Origin of the sequence: Nocardiopsis sp. Huas11 (genome assembly GCF_003634495.1) — a bacterium.
Lineage (GTDB): Bacteria > Actinomycetota > Actinomycetes > Streptosporangiales > Streptosporangiaceae > Nocardiopsis.
The window spans coordinates 6,457,825-6,476,407 of record NZ_RBKY01000001.1; the positions used below are offsets into that span (position 1 = coordinate 6,457,825).

The window sequence follows — 18,583 nt, forward strand, 5'->3', positions numbered from 1 at the left end:
GGGAGGGGTCGGGAGACGGGGGTCGGGGGACGGGGGTCGGGGGACGGGACGCCGGGGGCGGGGCCCTCGGGACGGGAGGGAAGGGATGGTCGGATGTGTACTCGGTGACGGGGGCCGTGCTGCGGGGTTACGGGGGTGGGTGGGGGCGGGGGCGGGGTGTGTCAGACGCGCTGGCCGGCGACCGGGTCGGCGGTGGAGCGGGCCGTGCCGTCCTGGGCGCCGGTGGCGGGCGCGGGGCCGTCCGGGACCGGCACCGAGTGCGCGGTGTGCCGTCGGCCCGGGAGGGAGGCCGACGCGGTGTGTCCGTTCGGGGCGGCGGCGGTGGACGCGCGCACGACCAGCTCGGGATCGAACACGTACTCCGTGTGCGAGACGGGGTGCCCGGCGATCTCGTCGCACAGCGTCCGGACCGCGGCCAGGGCCATCGCGTTGATCGGCTGGCGCACGGTCGTCAGCGGCGGGTCGGTGAACGCGATGAGCTGGGAGTCGTCGTAGCCCACCACCGAGAAGTCCTCGGGGACGCGCAGTCCGCGCTGGCGGGCGGCCCGGATGGCGCCCAGCGCCATCATGTCGGAGCCGCAGACCATGGCGGTGACGCCCCGCTCGATCAGGCGCGCGGCCGCGGCGTGCCCGCCCTCCACACCGAACAGGGAGAGCTCGACCAGGTCGCGGCCGTCGAGCCCGTGCGCCGCCAGGGCTGTGTGGTAGCCCTCCAGCTTGCGCCGGACCGGAACGTAGCGGTCGGGGCCGCTGGTGAAGCCGATGCGGGTGTGTCCGAGGGCGACCAGGTGGTTGACCGCGAGCCGGCCGGCCTCGCGGTCGTCACAGGAGATGAACGCGGCGGGGACGGCCTCGGTGAAGCCGTTGACCAGCACGATGGGGAGCCGCCGCGCGACCAGCGTGTTGTAGCGCTCGTAGGAGGCCGTGGTGTCGGCGTGCAGGCCGGACACGAAGAGGATGCCGGAGACGTTGCGCTCCAGCAGCAGTTCCACGTACTCGTCCTCGGTTATTCCGCCGGGGGTCTGGGTGCACAGCACCGGCGTGTAACCGCTCTGGGCCAACGCCCCCTCCGCCGCCTGGGCGAACATCGGGAACACCGGGTTCTCCAGTTCGGGGATGACCATGCCGACCAGCCCCGCGGAGCGCTGCCGCAGTCTGGCGGGCCGCTCGTATCCGAGGACGTCCAGCGCCGTCAGTACGGCCTTGCGCGTGTCGCCGCCGACGCCGGGTTTGTCATTGAGCACTCTCGAGACCGTCGCCTCGCTGACGCCTGCGTGCCGCGCGATGTCGGCAAGTCGTGGACCCATGCGGGTGATTCTAGTCGAGATGGTCGTCACATGGACGTAAGTTGGCGGTAATCTTGCGCAAGAACTTGCAGACGCTCTAAGGAAGGACCCCCGCACATGGCGCTTAAGTCGCAGTGGTGGCGCGACGCGGCCATCTACCAGATCTACGTCCGCAGTTTCGCCGACTCCAACGGTGACGGCGAGGGCGACCTCGCCGGCATCCGCGAGCGCCTGCCGCACCTGGCCGAACTCGGTGTGGACGCGGTCTGGCTGACCCCGTTCTACGTCTCCCCGCTGGCCGACGGCGGATACGACGTCGCCGACTACCGGGACGTCGACCCCCGCTTCGGCACCCTGGCGGACTTCGACGAGCTCCTGGCGACCGCGCACGACCTGGGCCTGCGCGTGATCATCGACGTGGTGCCCAACCACTCCTCGTCCGCGCACCGCTGGTTCCGCGAGGCGGTGGCGGCCGAGCCGGGCAGCCCCGCCCGTTCGCGCTACATCTTCCGCGACGGCAAGGGCCCCGACGGCGAGCAGCCGCCGAACAACTGGAACTCGATCTTCGGTGGCCCGGCCTGGACCCGCCTCAAGCGCCCCGACGGCACGCCCGAGCAGTGGTACCTGCACCTGTTCGACCCCGAGCAGCCGGACTTCGACTGGACCTCGCAGGAGGTCCACGACGAGTTCGACGACGTCCTGCGCTTCTGGCTGGACCGCGGCGTGGACGGGTTCCGCATCGACGTCGCGCACGGCATGGTCAAGGACCCGGCCCTGCCCGACATCGAGGAGGGCGCCAAGGCCGACCTCCTGGACGGCAGCACGACCCTGCCGTACTTCGACCAGGACGGCGTGCACGACATCTACCGGCGCTGGGCGGCCATCGCCGCGAGCTACCCGGGCGACCGCACGATGGTGGCCGAGGCGTGGGTCGAGGACGCCGAGCGCGTGGCGCGCTACCTGCGCCCGGACGAGCTGCACCAGGCGTTCAACTTCGAGTACCTGACCTCCCCCTGGGACTCCGGCCACCTGCGCTCGGTCATCGACTCGTCCCTGACCGCCAACGGCGCGGTCGGGGCGACCACCAGCTGGGTGCTGTCCAACCACGACGTGACCCGCCACGTGACCCGCTTCGGCGGCGGAGAGCAGGGCCTGCGCCGCGCGCGTGCGGCCACGATGCTCATGCTGGCGCTGCCGGGCGCGGTGTACCTGTACCAGGGCGAGGAGCTGGGCCTGCCGGAGGTCACCGACCTGCCCGACGACGCCCTGCAGGACCCGACCTGGGAGCGCTCCGGCCGGACCGAGCGCGGCCGTGACGGCTGCCGCGTGCCCCTGCCGTGGGAGGACGGGGCCGCGCCCTACGGTTTCGGCGCCGAGGGCAGCACGCCCTGGCTGCCGCAGCCGGAGGGCTGGGGCCGGCTGTCCCGCGCCGCCCAGCGCGGGGTGGAGGGCTCCACCCTGGAGCTCTACACCAGCGCGCTGCGCCTGCGCCGTGAGCTCGACGCCCTCGGCGACGGGTCGATGACCTGGCTGGACGCGCCCGAGGGCGTGCTGTACTTCGAGCGCGAGCCCGGCGTGCGCTGCGCGGCGAACCTCACCGGCGAGCCCGTGGACCTCGCCGTCGGGGAAATGACCGCGCCGGAGGCGTCCGTTGAGGGTGGTAGCCCCGCTCCCGCCGGAGGCCCCTGGGGCGATGGTGGGCGACGGGTGAACGTGCCGGAGGTGCTGCTCTCCAGCGGCCCCGTGGCCGCCCCGGCCGACGGCACCCTGGCCCTGCCCGCCGAGACGGCGGTGTGGCTGCGCGCCTGACGCGCCCGCGACCACGCGCCGGGGCGGGCCCGTCCCGTCCCGGCGCCGCGCCCACCTGCACACTTCCCCGCCGCGGGCCGAGCCCCACCACCCCGGTCGCCCCGCACCCCTCCCCTCTCCACCACGGCTCGCGCCCCACCCCGCCGTGCGTCCCGCGCCGCCGTACTTCCCGCGCCGCCGTACTCCCCACGCCGCCGTGCGTCCCGCTCCGCTCTTCTCCCCTCCCCTTCCCCACGCCTGCACCAGCGGCGCCCGGACCGGTCATGGCCAGGGCCCCGCCGATCCCCCTTGGAGGACGCCATGAGGCCCCTGACACGACCGAGCGCGCGGCTGGCGTGCGCCGCCGGACTGGCGCTCGCCCTCACCGCCTGCGGCGCGGGTACCGACGCCGACACCGCCGAGGCGGATCCGACCCTGACGATCTGGGCGGACGACGAGCGCGCGCTGGCGCTGATGACGTTCGCCGAGGCCTACTCGCGCACGTCGAACGCGCGGGTGGAGGTGATCGTCGTCGAACACGAGGAGCTGCGCGCCAGTTTCGTGAGCGCGCACGCGGGCGGGCTCGGCCCGGACATCATGGTCGGTCCGCACGACTGGACCGGTGAGCTGGTCGAGTCCGGGGCGGTCGCACCGGTGGACCTGGACGCCCGGGCGGCCGAGGCCTTCACCCCGGGCTCGTTGGACGCGGTGACCTACGACGGCACGGTGTACGGGGTTCCCTACGCCACCGAGAACCTGGCCCTGGTCCGCAACACCGACCTGGCCCCGGAGGCGCCGGAGACCATGGAGGAGCTGGTCGAGACCGGCTCCGACCTGGTCGAGGCCGACCGGGCCTCGCGGGTGCTCGGCCTGCAGGTGGGCGAGGAGGGCGACGCCTACCACGTGCACCCGCTGTTCACCTCCGCCGGCGGCTACCTCTTCGGGGAGGACGGCGCGGGCGACCCCGACCCCACGGACCTGGGCGTGGCCGCGCCGGAGTCGGTGGCCGCCTTCGAGCGCCTCGCCCGACTGGGCGAGGCCGGTTCGGGCGTGTTGCGGCGCGACACGACGGCCGACGTCGCCACGGAGCTGTTCACCGGGGGTGAGGCGCCGTACTTCGTCACCGGCCCGTGGAGCCTGTCGCCGATCAAGGAGGCCGGGGTGCCCTACGGGATCAGCCCCGTGCCGCCGTTCGCGGACGGGGCGCCGGCCCGCCCGCTGATCGGCGTGCAGACCTTCTTCATCGCCGCGGGAGCCTCCGACCCGGACCTGGCGGGCACGTTCGCGGCCGACTTCGTCGCCGATCCGGAGTTCTCCGTGATCCTGTACGAGGCCGACCCCCGCGTGCCCGCGCTCGTGGACGCCCTGGAGACGGTGTCCGAGCAGGACCCGGATCTGCAAGCGTTTCAGAATGCCGGTGAAAACGGCCTACCGATGCCCGCGATCCCGGAGATGGACGCGGTGTGGGGGCCGTTCGGCCAGGCGAGTGCGAACATCATCGCAGGTGCGGACCCCGCCGAGGAGCTGGCCGAGGCCGAGGAGCTGATCACCGCCGACTTCGCGGAGTGAGCGGAAGCTGTGACACGGGACCAGATCGATCACCTCACGTCACAGATCGACCACCTTGGGTTCACCATCACCCATCTGTTTCCTGGGTGTTTCCACATCTTTATCCCCGGAGCCTGCAAAGTCTTTCAATGCTTGCAAGTTATTGCTAACGTCACATCACACCGCATGCTCGAGACGGACCGGGGGCCACCGGCCAGCCGCATGCGCACCCTCTCCACACCGGCCTCCCGGAAGGACGACACCATGAGAATCCGCAGCGCACCGGCGATCACGGGGATCGCCGCCATCGCCCTGATGGCGACCGCCTGCACCGGCGGCGGCGACAGTGACACCGAGGGCGGATCGGCCGGGGGCGGGCTGACGATCTGGACCGACGCCGAGCGCGCCGAGGCCGTCGAGGCCGCCGCCGACGAGTTCGCCGAGGCCAACGGCATCGAGGTCAGCGTCGACACGGTCGCCTTCGAGGACATGCAGGGCGACGTGCTCAACGCCCACCAGGCGGGCAACGCCCCCGACGTCTTCATCGGCGCGCACGACTGGACGGGCAACCTGGTCCGCAACGGGGCGGTGCAGCCGATCGAACTCCCCCAGGACAAGGCCGCGCTGCTGGACGAGACCTCCCTGGAGGCCATGTCCTTCGACGGGCAGCTCTTCGGTGTCCCGTACTCGCAGGAGAACCTCTTCCTGATGCGCAACGCCGAACTGGCCCCCGACGCCCCCGAGACCTTCGAGGAGCTCGTCGAGACCGGCACCGAGCTCAAGGACGCCGGCGACGTCGACGAGGTCCTGTCCATGGCCGTCACCCAGGAGGGCGACCCCTACCGGATGAACCTGCTGTTCACCTCCGGCGGCGGCTACCTCTTCGGCCGGGACGACACCGGCACGTGGGACCCCACCGACCTGGGTGTGGGCACCGACGAGTCGATCGAGGCCATGGAGAAGGTCGCGGAGTACGGCGAGGAGGGCGAGGGCGTCCTGCGCCGCTCCATCGGCCTGGAGAACGACGCGGCCCTGTTCTACGACGGTGACACGGCGTTCTTCGTCGCCGGCCCGTGGAACCTGGCCGACGCCCAGGAGGCCGGGATCGACTACGAGATCAGCGCCTTCCCCGGCTTCGAGGGCGGCGGCCCCGCCAGCCCCTACATCGGCTACCAGTCGTTCTTCGTGACCGAGGGCAGCGAGAACTCCGCCCTGGCCGAGGAGTTCGTGACCAACTACGTCACCGACACCGACTTCATCCTCAGCCTGTACGAGATCGACCCCCGCACGCCCGTGCAGACCGAGGCCCTGGAGAGCGTCTCCGCGGACGACGCCGACATCGCCGCGATCGCCGAGGCCGGCGCCGACGGCATCCCGATGCCCTCCATCCCGGAGATGGGTGAGACCTGGCAGCCGCTGGGCGTGGCCCAGGCCGACATCATCGGCGGCGCCGACCCCCGTGAGGCCATGGAGGCCGCCGCCCGGACGATCTCCGAGCAGATCGGCGAGTAGGCGTGGCGGCTTCCGGTTCCGACAACGCGGGCGCCCCGGACGGGGCGCCCGCCCACCCGTCCACCGCGGCGGCCCCCGACCGACGCCGTCCCCCCCGTCCGCCGCTCCCCGGCGGGCGCTTCGCCCGGGACGGGTCCCTGGCCGGGCAGATCGCCAAGATCGGCCTCCTGGGACTGTTCACGGCCCTGGGCGTGTGGGCCGTCCTCCCCCTCTACCTCGGGGGCAACTGGCTCGGCATCGGGCTGGTCGTGGCCGTGGTGGGCCTGGTCTACTACGTCTACCTGTCCAAGCGCGCCGTGCCCGCCAAGTACCTGGTGCCCGGTGTGCTCTTCCTGATGGTCTTCCAGATCTTCCCCGTGCTCTACACGATGAGCACCTCGGTGACCAACATGAGCGACGGTCACCGGGGAAGCAAGGAACAGGCGATCTCCGCCGTGGAGTCCCTCTCCGTGACCCGGACGGCGGACTCCCAGGAGTACGTCCTCACGATCGCCGCGATCGGCGACCCCGAGACCGGTGAGCTGGTGTTCCTGCTCACCGACCGTGAGGGCGGCACCCACGTCGGCGACACGGACGGGCTCAGCGAGCTCGGCGGCGCCACCGTCGAGGACTCGGGCAAGGTCACCGACGCGTTCGGCTACACCATCCTCACCCCGGCCGAGGTCAACGCGCGCAGCGGCGAGCTCGAGGAGTTCGCGGTGCCGACGGGCAGTGGCGCGGGCATCCGCTCCAGCGGCCTGTCCACCGCCTACGAGGGCCGGGCCCTGCGGGTCTACGACGAGTCGTGCGACTGCGTGACCGACACCGAGACCGGCGTCGTGTACACGGCCGACGACGAGCGCGGGGCCTTCTACGACGACGAGGGCGGGCGCCTCCCCCAGGGGTGGCAGGTCAACGTGGGCGCCGACAACTTCGCGCGCTTCCTCTTCGACCCGGCGTTCGCGTCGTCGTTCTTCAGCATTCTGCTGTGGAACGTGGTCTTCGCGGTGGCGGTGACCGGCCTGGTGTTCGTGGTCGGGCTCGCCGTGGCCCTGACCCTGCACGTGCCCAGGATGCGCGGCAAGGTGTTCTACCGGGTGCTGGTGGTCCTGCCGTACGCGATGAGCTCCCTGGCCATGTACCTGCTCTGGCGGGACATGTTCAACACCGACTTCGGTGTCATCAACCAGATCCTCGGAGTGCGGATCGACTGGTTCGGCTCGGTGTGGGGCGCACGGGTCGCGGTCATCCTCGCCAACGTGTGGCTGGGGTACCCGTACATGTTCCTCGTGGCCACGGGGGCGCTCCAGGCGATCCCGCGCGAGTTGGGACAGGCCGCGCAGATCGACGGCGCCACCCCCTGGCAGGCCTTCCGGCACGTGACGCTGCCGCTGCTCATGGTCGCGATGACGCCGATCCTGGTCGCCACGTTCGCCTTCAACTTCAACAACTTCAACGCCGTGTGGCTGCTGACCAGGGGCGGACCGCTGTTCTCCGACAACTCCACGGCCGGAGCCACCGACCTGCTGATCACCTACACCTACCGGCTGGCGTTCAACGAGGCCACCGCGCAGTACGGCTACGCCGCGGCGCTGTCGGTGATGATCTTCCTGATCGTCTCGGTGATCTCGGTGATGAGCCTGTGGCGGGGCAAGGCACTCAAGGAGATGGACTGATGTCGGTGGACACCGTACGGACGGCGCCGGCGCGCTACCGGCGCGGCGCGGGCACCCGGTTCGGCCTGTGGGCCACTCGGCTGGGCTGGCGCCACGTGGTCATGTGGGTGGTCGCGGCCTTCGCGCTCTTCCCCGTCATGTTCGTGGTCTCGGCCGCGCTCAACCCGCTCGGCACGCTGAGCAGCTCACAGCTGTGGCCCACGGGAGCCAGCCTGGACAACGCCCGGGACCTGTTCGCGAACACCCCGTTCACGACGTGGTACGCCAACTCGCTGTTCTTCGCGCTCACGAACGCGGCGGTGACGGTGCTGCTGTCCGCGCTGGCGGCGTACGCGTTCAGCCGGATGCGGTTCAAGGGCCGCAGGGTGGGGCTCATCGGGCTGCTGGTCATCCAGATGTTCCCGCAGTTCCTGGCGATCGTGGCGATCTACCTGATGTTCTCCGGCATCGGCGAGTACTACCCGGCGATCGGCTTCGACACCCGCTGGGGGCTGCTGCTGGTGTACCTGGGCGGCGCGCTCAGCATCAACACGTGGCTGATGAAGGGCTTCTTCGACACCGTCCCCAAGGAACTGGACGAGTCGGCGCAGATGGACGGGGCCACGCACGCCCAGGTCTTCTTCCGGATCATGCTGCCCCTGGTCACACCGGTCCTGGCGATCGTGGGCCTGCTCGTGTTCATCTCGACGATCAACGAGTTCCTGCTGGCGAGCGTGTTCCTGCGCGACACCGACGCCAAGACCCTGGGGCTGGGCCTGTACCAGGTGGTCGCCTCGTCCCGTAACGCGAACTTCGGGATGTTCTCGGTCGGCGCGATCCTGCTGTCCCTGCCCACGCTGATCGTGTTCTGGTTCCTCCAGCGCTTCATCACCGAGGGCCTGACCTCCGGAGCGGTCAAGGGCTGACTCCGCACCCCGCACACGACTGTGGCCGTGCCCCTCTGGGCACGGCCACAGTCGTTTCCGCGCCTCCCGCGACCCGCCCGGGCCCGTGCGAAGCGCGGGCCCGGGGTCAGCGGGGACTACTTCTTCTTCTTGTCCTCGGCGCCGCCGCTGTCGGTGGACAGCGCGGAGATGAAGGCCTCCTGGGGCACCTCGACCCGGCCGACCATCTTCATCCGCTTCTTGCCCTCCTTCTGCTTCTCCAGCAGCTTGCGCTTACGGCTGATGTCGCCGCCGTAGCACTTGGCGAGCACGTCCTTGCGGATGGCGCGGATGTTCTCGCGGGCGATGACGCGGGCGCCGATGGCGGCCTGGACGGGCACCTCGAACTGCTGGCGGGGGATGAGCTCGCGCAGCTTCTTGGTCATGGCCACGCCGTAGGCGTAGGACTTCTCCTTGTGCACGATCGCGGAGAAGGCGTCGACGGGCTCGCCCTGGAGCAGGATGTCCACCTTGACGAGGTCGGCCTCCACCTCGCCCTTGGGCTCGTAGTCCAGGGAGGCGTAGCCCTTGGTGCGGGACTTGAGGTGGTCGAAGAAGTCGAAGACGATCTCGGCCATGGGCAGCGTGTAGCGCATCTCCACACGGTCCTCGGACAGGTAGTCCATGCCGTGCAGCTCACCGCGCCGGTCCTGGCACAGCTCCATGATCTGGCCGATGAACTCCGAGGGGCTGAGCACCGTGGCCTTGACCACGGGCTCGTAGATGGCCGCGATCTTCCCGGCCGGGAACTCGCTGGGGTTGGTCACCACGTGCTCGGTGCCGTCCTCCATGTCCACCCGGTAGATCACGTTGGGCGCGGTGGAGATGAGGTCGAGGTTGAACTCGCGCTCCAGGCGGGCCCGGGTGATCTCCAGGTGGAGCAGGCCCAGGAAGCCGCAGCGGAAGCCGAAGCCCAGAGCCGCGGAGGTCTCCGGCTCGAAGACGAGGGAGGCGTCGTTGAGCTGGAGCTTCTCCAGCGCGTCGCGCAGGACCGGGTAGTCGGTGCCCTCGATCGGGTACAGGCCCGAGAACACCATGGGCTTGGGCTCGGAGTAGCCCTCGAGCATGTCGGTGGCCGGCCGGTTCAGGGCGGTGATGGTGTCACCGACCTTGGACTGGCGCACGTCCTTGACGCCCGTGATGATGTAGCCGACCTCGCCGACGCCCAGGCCGCCGCACTTGGTGGGCTCGGGCGAGCTGACGCCGATCTCCAGGATCTCGTGGGAGGCCCTGGTGGACATCATCTGGATGCGCTCGCGCGGGCTGAGATGGCCGTCGATGACGCGGACGTAGGTGACCACGCCGCGGTAGGTGTCGTAGACGGAGTCGAAGATCATCGCGCGGGCGGGCGCGTCGGCGTCGCCGATGGGCGGGGTCATCTGCGTGACGATCTCGTTCAGCAGGTCCTCGACGCCCTCGCCGGTCTTGGCGCTGACCTTGAGCACGTCGGAGGGCTCACAGCCGATGATGCCGGCGAGCTCCTCGGCGTACTTCTCCGGCTGGGCGGCCGGGAGGTCGATCTTGTTGAGCACCGGGATGATCGTGAGGTCGTTGTCCAGCGCCATGTACAGGTTGGCGAGGGTCTGCGCCTCGATGCCCTGCGCCGCGTCCACGAGCAGGATCGCGCCCTCACAGGCGGCCAGGGAGCGCGACACCTCGTAGGTGAAGTCGACGTGGCCGGGGGTGTCGATGAGGTTGAGCGTGTAGGTCGTGTCGTCGAGCGCGGTGAAGGGGATGCGCACGGCCTGCGACTTGATGGTGATGCCGCGCTCGCGCTCGATGTCCATGCGGTCCAGGTACTGGGCGCGCATCTGTCGGTCCTCGACGACCCCGGTGATCTGGAGCATCCGGTCGGCCAGCGTCGACTTGCCATGGTCGATGTGCGCGATGATGCAGAAGTTGCGGATCAGCGCGGGATCGGTCCAGTTCGGCTGTGCCACCGTGCTCCGTTCACAGGTTGGGTTCGGGGTCGCGCGCGAGATCCGCGCCGTCCCGCCGTGGCCGGGGCCTACGGCATCGTCCATCATCCCACGAAGGCGGGGCGCCCTCTGCGGCCACCGCCCCCGCCCGTGCGGCAGTATGGGCACGGACTCGGGACCGGGACCGGTCCTCCGCGGTCTTGGCCGTCGCCGGTGGATCACCGGGAACGACCCGCGGACATTCGGTCCCGTGCCCAGATTATGCGACATGGGACCGGGAACGGGCCGTCGCGGCGCAGCACGTGGTCTCCGCCGCCGTGGGAGGAGTGAGCCGGTGAAGTGGCTGTTGACGCGGGTGCTGGCGGGCCTGGCCGCGGTCGCGGTCGTCCTGGCGGGCGCCGGGGCGCTGCTCGCCTACCAGTACTCGGGCGATCCGGCCCCGTGGGCGGCGTCCCAGGGCGCCGACGCCGCGTGGGTGGGCTCGTGGGAGGACACCGGCCCCCTGGCCGCGGTCCTGGACACCGGAGGCGTCGACACGGTGTACGTCCACGCGGGCGACATCGACGACGAGGGAGCGGTCGACCGGGTGGCGGACACCGACCGGCTGCTGACGTGGCTGGCGGACGAGTATCCGAACGTAAGGCCGCTGGCGTGGCTGAGGCACGTGCGGACGGGGTCGTCGCTGGTCGAGGACCGGTTCGAGGCGCCCGCCCGCGAGACGCTGGCGTCCGAGGCGGCGGAGGTGGCGGCCGACGGGTTCGCGGGCGTGCACCTGGAGGTGCGGCCGGTGACCGTCAACGACCCGTCGATGCCCGAGCTGGTGTCGATGGTCCGCGGGGAGCTGGGCGAGGAGCCGGTGCTGTCGGTCCAGGCCCAGCACGTGGAGCTGCTGCCGGGCGGGCGGATGCCGTCGTTCGTGGTCCAGCGCGAGGAGAAGTACTGGTCGAAGGGATACCTGGACCGGGTCACCGAGGAGGCGGACGAGGTCGTCCTTCCGGGTGTGGACGCGGGGATGCCGACCGGGGCGCTGTACGGCGGCTTCATGGTCCGGCAGGTCAACGAGGCCGTGACGGCGCTGAGCACGCGCGAGGAGGTGACCGTGCGGTTCGGAGTGCCCACCTACGACGGCGGTGAGTGGGGCGGGGACGAGGAGCACGAGTCACCGGAGACGGCCCTGGCCGGGGTGCGCCTGGGGATGACCGGCGCGGAGCCCCCGGAATCGATGACGCTGGGTGTGGCGTTCTATCTGGCCGACGAGGCCGACGCCGACGACCTCGCGGCCTACCGCTCCGGCTGGCTGCTGACGTGAGATGCGCGAAGTAGTGTCCGGGTGGGGCATACTGGAAGTCCGTGTCTCGGACTTCCACGGTATCCCGTGGTCTCTCACACCCAGCGTCGGCGCCCACGCCGGCCTCTCGCGGAACGGCTGCCCGCGAGATGAGCCGCCTGTTCGACCGACGCGCAGATCTGATCAACTGGAGCACGTTTTCGCATGGCGAACATCAAGTCGCAGAAGAAGCGCATCAAGCAGAACGAGAAGGCTCGTATCCGCAACCAGGCGGTGCGCTCCCAGCTGAAGACGGCCATCCGCAAGTTCCGTGAGGCTGCCGAGGCCGGGGACGTCGAGAAGGCCACCGTCGCCCAGCGCGACGCCGCGCGACTGCTGGACAAGGCGCAGAGCAAGGGCGTCATCCACAAGAACCAGGCCGCGAACCGCAAGTCCGCGATCGCCAAGCGACTGCACGACGTGCAGCCCGCCGCCTGACCCAAGGCTTTCTCGGACCCGGCCCGGTGGCGACACCGGGCCGGGTCCTTTTATGCCCGGGCGGAGTTTTCCACAGGGAGAAATCGCCTGATGACACAGCGTTGAGGCTTCCTTACCGTTGCGTTCATGACCCTTCACCGCCGTCGGCGCCCACACTCCCCTGCTCCTGAGGACCGGCTGCGCGCGCTCGGGCTGGGGGACTCCCCCGCCGCGCGGCGCCTGCACGCCAGGATCCCCCGCCCGGTCGAGGCCCCTTCTCCGGCTCCGCCCATCCCCCGTGCCCCGTACGCGCTCGATACCGCCGACGCGCCCTACGGCCCGCCCGTGGACACCGCGGAGGAGGCCGCCCTGGACACCACCGTCCAGCGCACGCGCCTGAATCCTCCGGCGGAGGCCGACCCGGACACCGTTCCGACCGAACGGCTCCGCCCGGCCCGCGATCACCGGTCGCGGGCGCCCGGGCCCGGCCTCGGGGCGCTCCCCGGCCGGGTCTGGCGCGGACACTCCCCCGGCCCGCGCACCGTCGGCCGCGTGTCGGTCCCCGGGCCCGCCCATGTCCGCCAGGCACCGGCGACCAGGCCGCGGCACGGACACGCCCCCCGACCGGACACGGGCGAACCGCCCGGGACACGGCCCATCTCCAGGCCGCCCCGCGACACCGGGACACGGCGGGTCGGGGGCCCTGACACCCGTGCGGGTCGACGACACGACGCCGGGCCACCTCGCGACACCGGCGCACAGCAGACCGGGGCCCCTCAACCCGGCACCGGACACCCGCCCGGGATACGACCCAGCGCCAGGCCGCCCCGCGACTCCGATGCGAAGCGGGCCGGGGACCCTGACACCCGTGCGGGTCGACGACACGACGCCGGGCCACCTCGCGACACCGGCGCACAGCAGACCGGGGCCCCTCGGTCCGGCACGGGCGAACCACCCGGGACGCGGCCCATCTCCAGGCCACCCCGCGACACCGAAGTACGGCCGGTGGGGCCTCCTCACGGTGAGACCCCCGCTCGGGAGGGCGATGCCGCACGAGGGCGCGGTGCGGGTCCGGGTCTCGGCGGCGAGACCCGGAAGCCGCCGTCCGGGTACACCGAGTTCGATCCCGCCGAAACCCTCGTGGAGCGCTGGACCCGTCGGTGGACCGCGCACGCGGCACTCTCCCGCAGGGCCGTCCTCGCCCTGACCGTCCTGGGCCTCCTCGCCGTGGGCGCGACGCTGGTGGCGCTGCGGGACCGGCCGCAGACGGTCGAACCGGACACGGCCGTGCAGGCGGCGACCGGCCCGGCCCCGGAGACGGGTGCGGCTCCGAGCGGGGACGTGATCGTCCACGTGAGCGGGGACGTGTCCGATCCCGGCCTGTTCACCCTGGACTCCGGAGCGCGGGTCTCCGACGCCATTGAGGCCGCGGGCGGGCCGCTGCCGGAGGCCGAACTCGACGGGCTCAACCTGGCACGACCGCTCACGGACGGCGAGCAGATCGTGGTGGGCCCGCCCGACCCCGAGGACACCGGGGCCGGTACCGCCGGCGGGTCGCTCGTCAACGTCAACCAGGCCGACGCCGCCACCCTGGAGACCCTGCCCGGCGTCGGCGAGGTCATCGCGGCCAACATCATCGCCTACCGCGAGGAGCACGGCCCCTTCGTCCAGGTGGAGGACCTGGTCAACGTGAGCAAGATCGGCGACGCGGTCCTGGCGGACATCGCGCCCCTGGTCACGGTGGGGTGAGCCCGCGGTGACGACGTGGATCGGAACGGACGCCGACGGCTGGGACCGGCCACCGGACCTGCGCCTGCTGGCTCCGGCGGTGGCGGCCTGGCTGACTGCGCTGGCCGCCCTGGCGGCGCCCGCGTGGGCGTCGTGGTCGTTCGCCGCGGCCGCGGGCTGCGCGGCGGTCGGCGTGTACGTGGTGGCCCGGCCGCCCGGGGAGGTCCTCGCCCTCACCGCCGCGGCCGTGCTGGCCTGCGCCTCGACCGTGGCGGCGGTCACCGGCGTCCATGTGCACCGGGTGGCGTCCAGTGCCGCCGCGGAGGCGGTCGGGCAGGGTCGCGCGGTGGAGTTCTCCGCCGTCGTCACCGCGGACCCGCGGGCGCGGTCGGGAACGCCGCGTCCCGGGCGGGCGGAGTGGGTGGTCCAGGCGCGCACCGCGTGGGTGGACGGGGCCGGCCCGCGCCGCGGTGCCCGGGCGCCGGTGGTGGTCCTGGCCTCCGGCGAGGAGTGGGAGAGGCTGCTGCCCGGCCAGGAGTTCCGGGTGGACGGACGCTTCGTGGCGGCGCCCGACGATCCCCTGACGGCCGCGCTCGTCCTCGTGCGCGGCCCACCCGAGCACGTGGCCGAGCCGAGCCGTGCGCAGGCGGTGGCCGGCGACGTGCGGGCCGGGCTGCGCCAGGCCGCCGGGGAGCTGGACCAGCCCGAGCGGGGACTCCTGCCCGCCCTGATCGTCGGTGACACGTCCGAACTGCGGCCGCAGACCGTCGAGGACTTCCGGGCGACCGGTATGACCCATTTGTTGACCGTATCCGGGGCAAATCTGGCCATTCTGACCGGGTTCGTGCTGGCGGTGGCCCGACTGGTGCGGGCTCCTCCGTGGGCGTCCGTGGTGGGCGGCGCGGTGATGATCTGGGTGTTCGTGCTGGTCTGCCGACCCGAGCCGAGTGTGGTGAGGGCGGCGGTGATGGGGTCGTTGGGGCTGCTGGCGCTGGCCGCGGGACGGCCGCACGCGGCGCTGGGCGCGCTCAGCGTCACCGTGGTCGGCGTGCTGTTCGTGGCGCCCGGGCTGGCCGACTCCTACGGTTTCGCGCTCTCGGTCCTGGCCACGGCGGGCATCGTGCTGTTGGCGCCGCCGTGGACGAGGTCCTGGTCGCGCCGGATGCCGCTGCCGCTGGCCGAGGCGTGCGCGGTCGCGGCGGCGGCGCACGTGGCGGTCACCCCGGTCCTGGTGCTGTTGTCGGGCGAGGTGTCGTGGGTGACCGTGCCGGCCAACGTGCTCGCGGCGCCGGTGGTCGCCCTGGTCACCGTCTGCGGCGCCGTGGTGGCGGTTCTGGGCCTGGTCTGGAGCGCCGGCGCGGCCGTGGCGGTGCACCCGCCCGGGTGGGGCACGGCGTGGATCGCGTCGGTGGCCCACGCGGGGGCGCGTGTGCCCTACGGGGCGCTGCCGTGGCGCTCGGACGTGGCCGGGGGCCTGCTCCTGGCCGGTCTGCTCATGGTCCTGCTGCTCACGCGCGGGCGGGTCCGCCGCGTGGTCGCGGCGGGTGTGGTGGCCGTTCTGGTGCTGGGCCTGGCGGCCCGCTGCCTGCCGGGCGGTTGGCCGCCGTCGGGCTGGGCCCTGGTGGCGTGCGACGTGGGGCAGGGCGACGCGTTCGTGCTGTCGGTGGGGCCCGGCAGCGCGGTGGTGGCCGACACCGGGGAGGAACCCGAACCGATCGACGACTGCCTGGACCGGTTGGGCGTGCGCGACGTGCCCCTGCTGCTGCTCAGCCACGACCACGCCGACCACGTGGACGGCACGCCGGGCGTGCTGCGCCAGCGCCGGGTGCACGCGGCGCTGGCTCCGGAGGGGTTCGCCGATTCCGCGACCGGTCGGCTCCTCAAGGAGGCGGGGGTCGACCTGTGGACCGGCGAGCGCGGCCGGTCGTTGCGGGCGGGCCCGTGGCTGCTGCGGGTGCTGTGGCCGGAGCCGGGATACGCCGGGACGTTGAACGACGCCTCGGTGGTGGTGCGCGCGGACGGGCCCGCGCTGTCGGTCCTGCTCACGGGCGATATCGAGGAGGAGGCGCAGGGACTCCTGCTCGACGGGCCCGCCGCCGGGCTGCTGCCGGTGACCGTGCTCACCACGCCGCACCACGGCGCCGCGACGCAGGACCCCGCGTTCCTGGACGCCACCTCACCCGTGGTCGCGATCACCTCGGTGGGCGCCGACAACCCCTACGGCCACCCGGCCGCCGCGACCTGGAACCACCTGGAACGGGCGGCGCGGCTGAACCTGCGCACCGACCGCGACGGCGACGTGGCCGTGCTCGACGGCACGGGCGCCGGTGTGCCGCTGGTGGTCACTCGCGGCCCCCGTCCGGGGCCGTGAGGATCCGCGTCGGCGCGGCCCCCTGCCACGCCCCGTCGGCCGTCGGGGCGGGGCAGGGGACGCTGGGCGAGCCGGCTCCTCAGGGCCGGGTCACGTGTAGTAGCCGGAGAGGATGTCGTGCGGAGTGCTCCACGGGGACGGGGTGTCCTTGGCGTCGAAGTAGTCGCCGCCCTTGCGCTGCGTGTCGTCGGTCCCCCAGGCCTCGTCCCTGCCGACCTTGCGCAGGCGGGGGATGTGTTTGCGGCAGTGGATGTAGGCCTCCTCCACGTGGATCATGGTCCACATCATCGCCCGCTGCCCGGGGACCTCCGGCAGGGGCAGTCCCGGAACGCGGGGGCGCAGGTGGTCGTCCTCCACGAGCTTGGCCCGACCGTTGACGTGCAGGCCGATCCGGTCGCGCTCGAAGTCGAGGAACATCAGCCCGATGTGCGGGTTCTCCATGATGTTGCCCGCGCTGGCGAAGACTCCGTTGCCCCGGTACTCGGGGTAGACCAGCGTCCGGTCGTCGACGATGTGGACGAAGCCGGGCGGCCCGGCCCGGAAGCTGGAGTCGCACTCGCCCTTGCCGTCCGAGGTGGCGATGAAGAGCATCTCCTGCCGTGCGATGAACTCGCGCATCCTCGGGTTGAGGCGGTCCAGCATCTGGTCCTGGTAGAAGCGGTCGGCGCGCGCGGTCGTCCCCGTCACCGCCTGGACATGGCGCTCGCCCGAGGTCCCCGGCGCGCGGTTCTGGTCGGTCTCACTCATCTGCACGTACTTTCCACGGGGCGGGGCGGGATGGGGTGGTCGGACGACCGATCAGCGCGACGGACGGTAGGCCCGGTCGCGACCCGGGACGTCGTAGGCGTGCCGGGGCGCGGGCGCCGACCGGTCGCCGTGCGCGGCCGGAGCGGAGGAGGAGGGCGGCGGGGGTCCCCCGTACGTGGCCGCGCCGGCAGGAGCGGGCGGTGGCGGTCCTCCGTACGTGGCCGCGCCCGAAGGCGCGGTCTCGGGAACGGCCTGCGCGGCACCGGAGGCCCGTCGCGGACCGGCCGCCTGCTCGGCGGCCCGATCCGCTCCGGCGAGCATGTTGGCGGTGATCCACTCGTAGACCAGCACCCACGCCGAACTCATGGAGGAGGACCAGGTCGGGGAGATCTCGCTGACCGCACGGACCAGGGCGCGGCCGACGAAGGGGTAGTGCTCGGGCTTGACCTGCAGTTCCCTGTGGTGCTGCGCCCCCAGGTCCTGCAGGTAGCCGGCCACGTCGTCCGGGGAGTCGAGGTGCTGGACGATCTCCAGCAGTGCCGAGGCCATGCGCCGGTGCTGCGGGCGCAGGTCGTCGGGGAACATGGCCCGGACGTCGGGCGCCATGGCGAAGAGGTTCTCGTAGAAGCGCTCCGCGAGGCGGGTGGAACCGGCGGGCAGTCTCGCGCAGGACGCGCGGACCGCCTCGATGACCGATTCGTCGGGCAGTGGGACTTCGGTGATGCGGCGGGGAGACAAGGGCGGTTCCAGGCGTTCGGGTAGCGGGGACACACCGGAGGGAAGCACTGAGGCGCGGTGGGGACGGCACGAAGGTCCGGGCATGGGCGCATGCCTGCGCACGGACCGCCGAAGGTCCGATCGGGCTTCAGTTCTTCGCTGCCGGGTTCATGCCTCGGTCTCGGGCGGAGCCGGCGGTCCTGGGACCGGCGGCGTCCGACGAGCTCATTCCGATGGGGCGGAAACGGTGTTCCGGCCCGGTCGTCCGGGGTGCGGTCTCTGGCTGCTCGAAGACAGTCCGCTGGAATCACCCGTCCGGTCCGCGTGCTCGGCGCACGGAGACGAGGAGGGGGTGCGGAAGCTGTCCGACAGTATCGAGAATGCGGGTTCTCTCAACGCTGCCTGGCCTTTTCCGGCCCCGGGACCCGCTGGTGAGCGGTTCCTGGGAGCACATGTCGGGGAGGCTGTGGGCGCGTATGCGTGCATACATCGCTCTATGTGCCGATTGCGCGATGCACTGTAACAGAACATCTCACCCGACACACAGTTACCGACGTGTAACTTGGGCACCAAATGCGGACGACCGTTTTCGCACCTGCACCGGACCCGCGCCCGTCGTTCTACGGGGCGTTCCGGGTGTCCGGC

At 71.9% G+C, this 18,583-nt stretch carries 13 protein-coding genes; 9 read left to right on the plus strand and 4 right to left on the minus strand.

Translation table 11 applies throughout. From position 1 onward, the window contains the following. Window positions 1-161: 161 nt before the first annotated feature. Complete coding sequence (locus tag DFP74_RS29155) at window positions 162-1,307, minus strand: LacI family DNA-binding transcriptional regulator (protein WP_233571207.1); 1,146 nt, start codon at window positions 1,305-1,307, stop codon at window positions 162-164. 96 nt (window positions 1,308-1,403) lie between these two features. On the opposite strand from DFP74_RS29155, the gene DFP74_RS29160 reads away from it, so the two are divergent. The 5 genes from DFP74_RS29160 (at window position 1,404) to DFP74_RS29180 (ending at window position 8,694) form a co-directional block, all read left to right on the plus strand. Continuing rightward, a complete protein-coding gene (locus DFP74_RS29160; RefSeq protein ID WP_121186648.1) occupies window positions 1,404-3,095 on the plus strand; it encodes an alpha-amylase family glycosyl hydrolase in 1,692 nt (563 codons plus the stop codon). 300 nt (window positions 3,096-3,395) lie between these two features. Then, a complete protein-coding gene (locus DFP74_RS29165) occupies window positions 3,396-4,643 on the plus strand; it encodes a maltose ABC transporter substrate-binding protein (RefSeq protein ID WP_121186650.1) in 1,248 nt (415 codons plus the stop codon). 243 nt (window positions 4,644-4,886) lie between these two features. Next, on the plus strand, window positions 4,887-6,134 hold the full coding sequence (locus DFP74_RS29170) for an extracellular solute-binding protein (RefSeq protein WP_199725813.1): 1,248 nt from the start codon (window positions 4,887-4,889) through the stop codon (window positions 6,132-6,134). A gap of 2 nt (window positions 6,135-6,136) precedes the next feature. After that, entirely contained in the window at window positions 6,137-7,789 is a 1,653-nt protein-coding gene (locus tag DFP74_RS29175) for an ABC transporter permease subunit (RefSeq protein ID WP_121186652.1), read from the plus strand. Further along, on the plus strand, window positions 7,789-8,694 hold the full coding sequence (locus DFP74_RS29180) for a sugar ABC transporter permease (protein ID WP_121186654.1): 906 nt from the start codon (window positions 7,789-7,791) through the stop codon (window positions 8,692-8,694). The genes DFP74_RS29175 and DFP74_RS29180 overlap by 1 nt, the downstream gene beginning before the upstream one ends. Before the next feature lie 116 nt (window positions 8,695-8,810). Here DFP74_RS29180 and lepA read toward each other — a convergent pair whose 3' ends face one another. After that, complete coding sequence (gene lepA / locus DFP74_RS29185) at window positions 8,811-10,652, minus strand: translation elongation factor 4 (protein ID WP_121186656.1); 1,842 nt, start codon at window positions 10,650-10,652, stop codon at window positions 8,811-8,813. 313 nt (window positions 10,653-10,965) lie between these two features. On the opposite strand from lepA, the gene DFP74_RS29190 reads away from it, so the two are divergent. The 4 genes from DFP74_RS29190 to DFP74_RS29205 all read left to right on the plus strand — a co-directional run bounded on the left by DFP74_RS29190 (window position 10,966) and on the right by DFP74_RS29205 (window position 16,474). Next, complete coding sequence (locus DFP74_RS29190) at window positions 10,966-11,940, plus strand: hypothetical protein (protein ID WP_121186658.1); 975 nt, start codon at window positions 10,966-10,968, stop codon at window positions 11,938-11,940. A gap of 183 nt (window positions 11,941-12,123) precedes the next feature. Next, window positions 12,124-12,396, plus strand: a complete 273-nt coding sequence (rpsT, locus tag DFP74_RS29195; protein ID WP_121186660.1) for a 30S ribosomal protein S20 — start codon at window positions 12,124-12,126, stop codon at window positions 12,394-12,396. Between the two features lie 1,119 nt (window positions 12,397-13,515). Beyond that, on the plus strand, window positions 13,516-14,124 hold the full coding sequence (locus DFP74_RS34775; RefSeq protein WP_233571208.1) for a ComEA family DNA-binding protein: 609 nt from the start codon (window positions 13,516-13,518) through the stop codon (window positions 14,122-14,124). A gap of 7 nt (window positions 14,125-14,131) precedes the next feature. After that, window positions 14,132-16,474, plus strand: a complete 2,343-nt coding sequence (locus DFP74_RS29205) for a ComEC/Rec2 family competence protein (RefSeq protein ID WP_121186665.1) — start codon at window positions 14,132-14,134, stop codon at window positions 16,472-16,474. A gap of 90 nt (window positions 16,475-16,564) precedes the next feature. On the opposite strand, the gene DFP74_RS29210 is transcribed toward DFP74_RS29205, so the two are convergent. Next, entirely contained in the window at window positions 16,565-17,221 is a 657-nt protein-coding gene (locus tag DFP74_RS29210; protein WP_121188605.1) for a pyridoxamine 5'-phosphate oxidase family protein, read from the minus strand. 51 nt (window positions 17,222-17,272) lie between these two features. After that, on the minus strand, window positions 17,273-17,959 hold the full coding sequence (locus DFP74_RS29215; RefSeq protein WP_121186667.1) for a globin domain-containing protein: 687 nt from the start codon (window positions 17,957-17,959) through the stop codon (window positions 17,273-17,275). Window positions 17,960-18,583 lie beyond the last annotated feature (624 nt).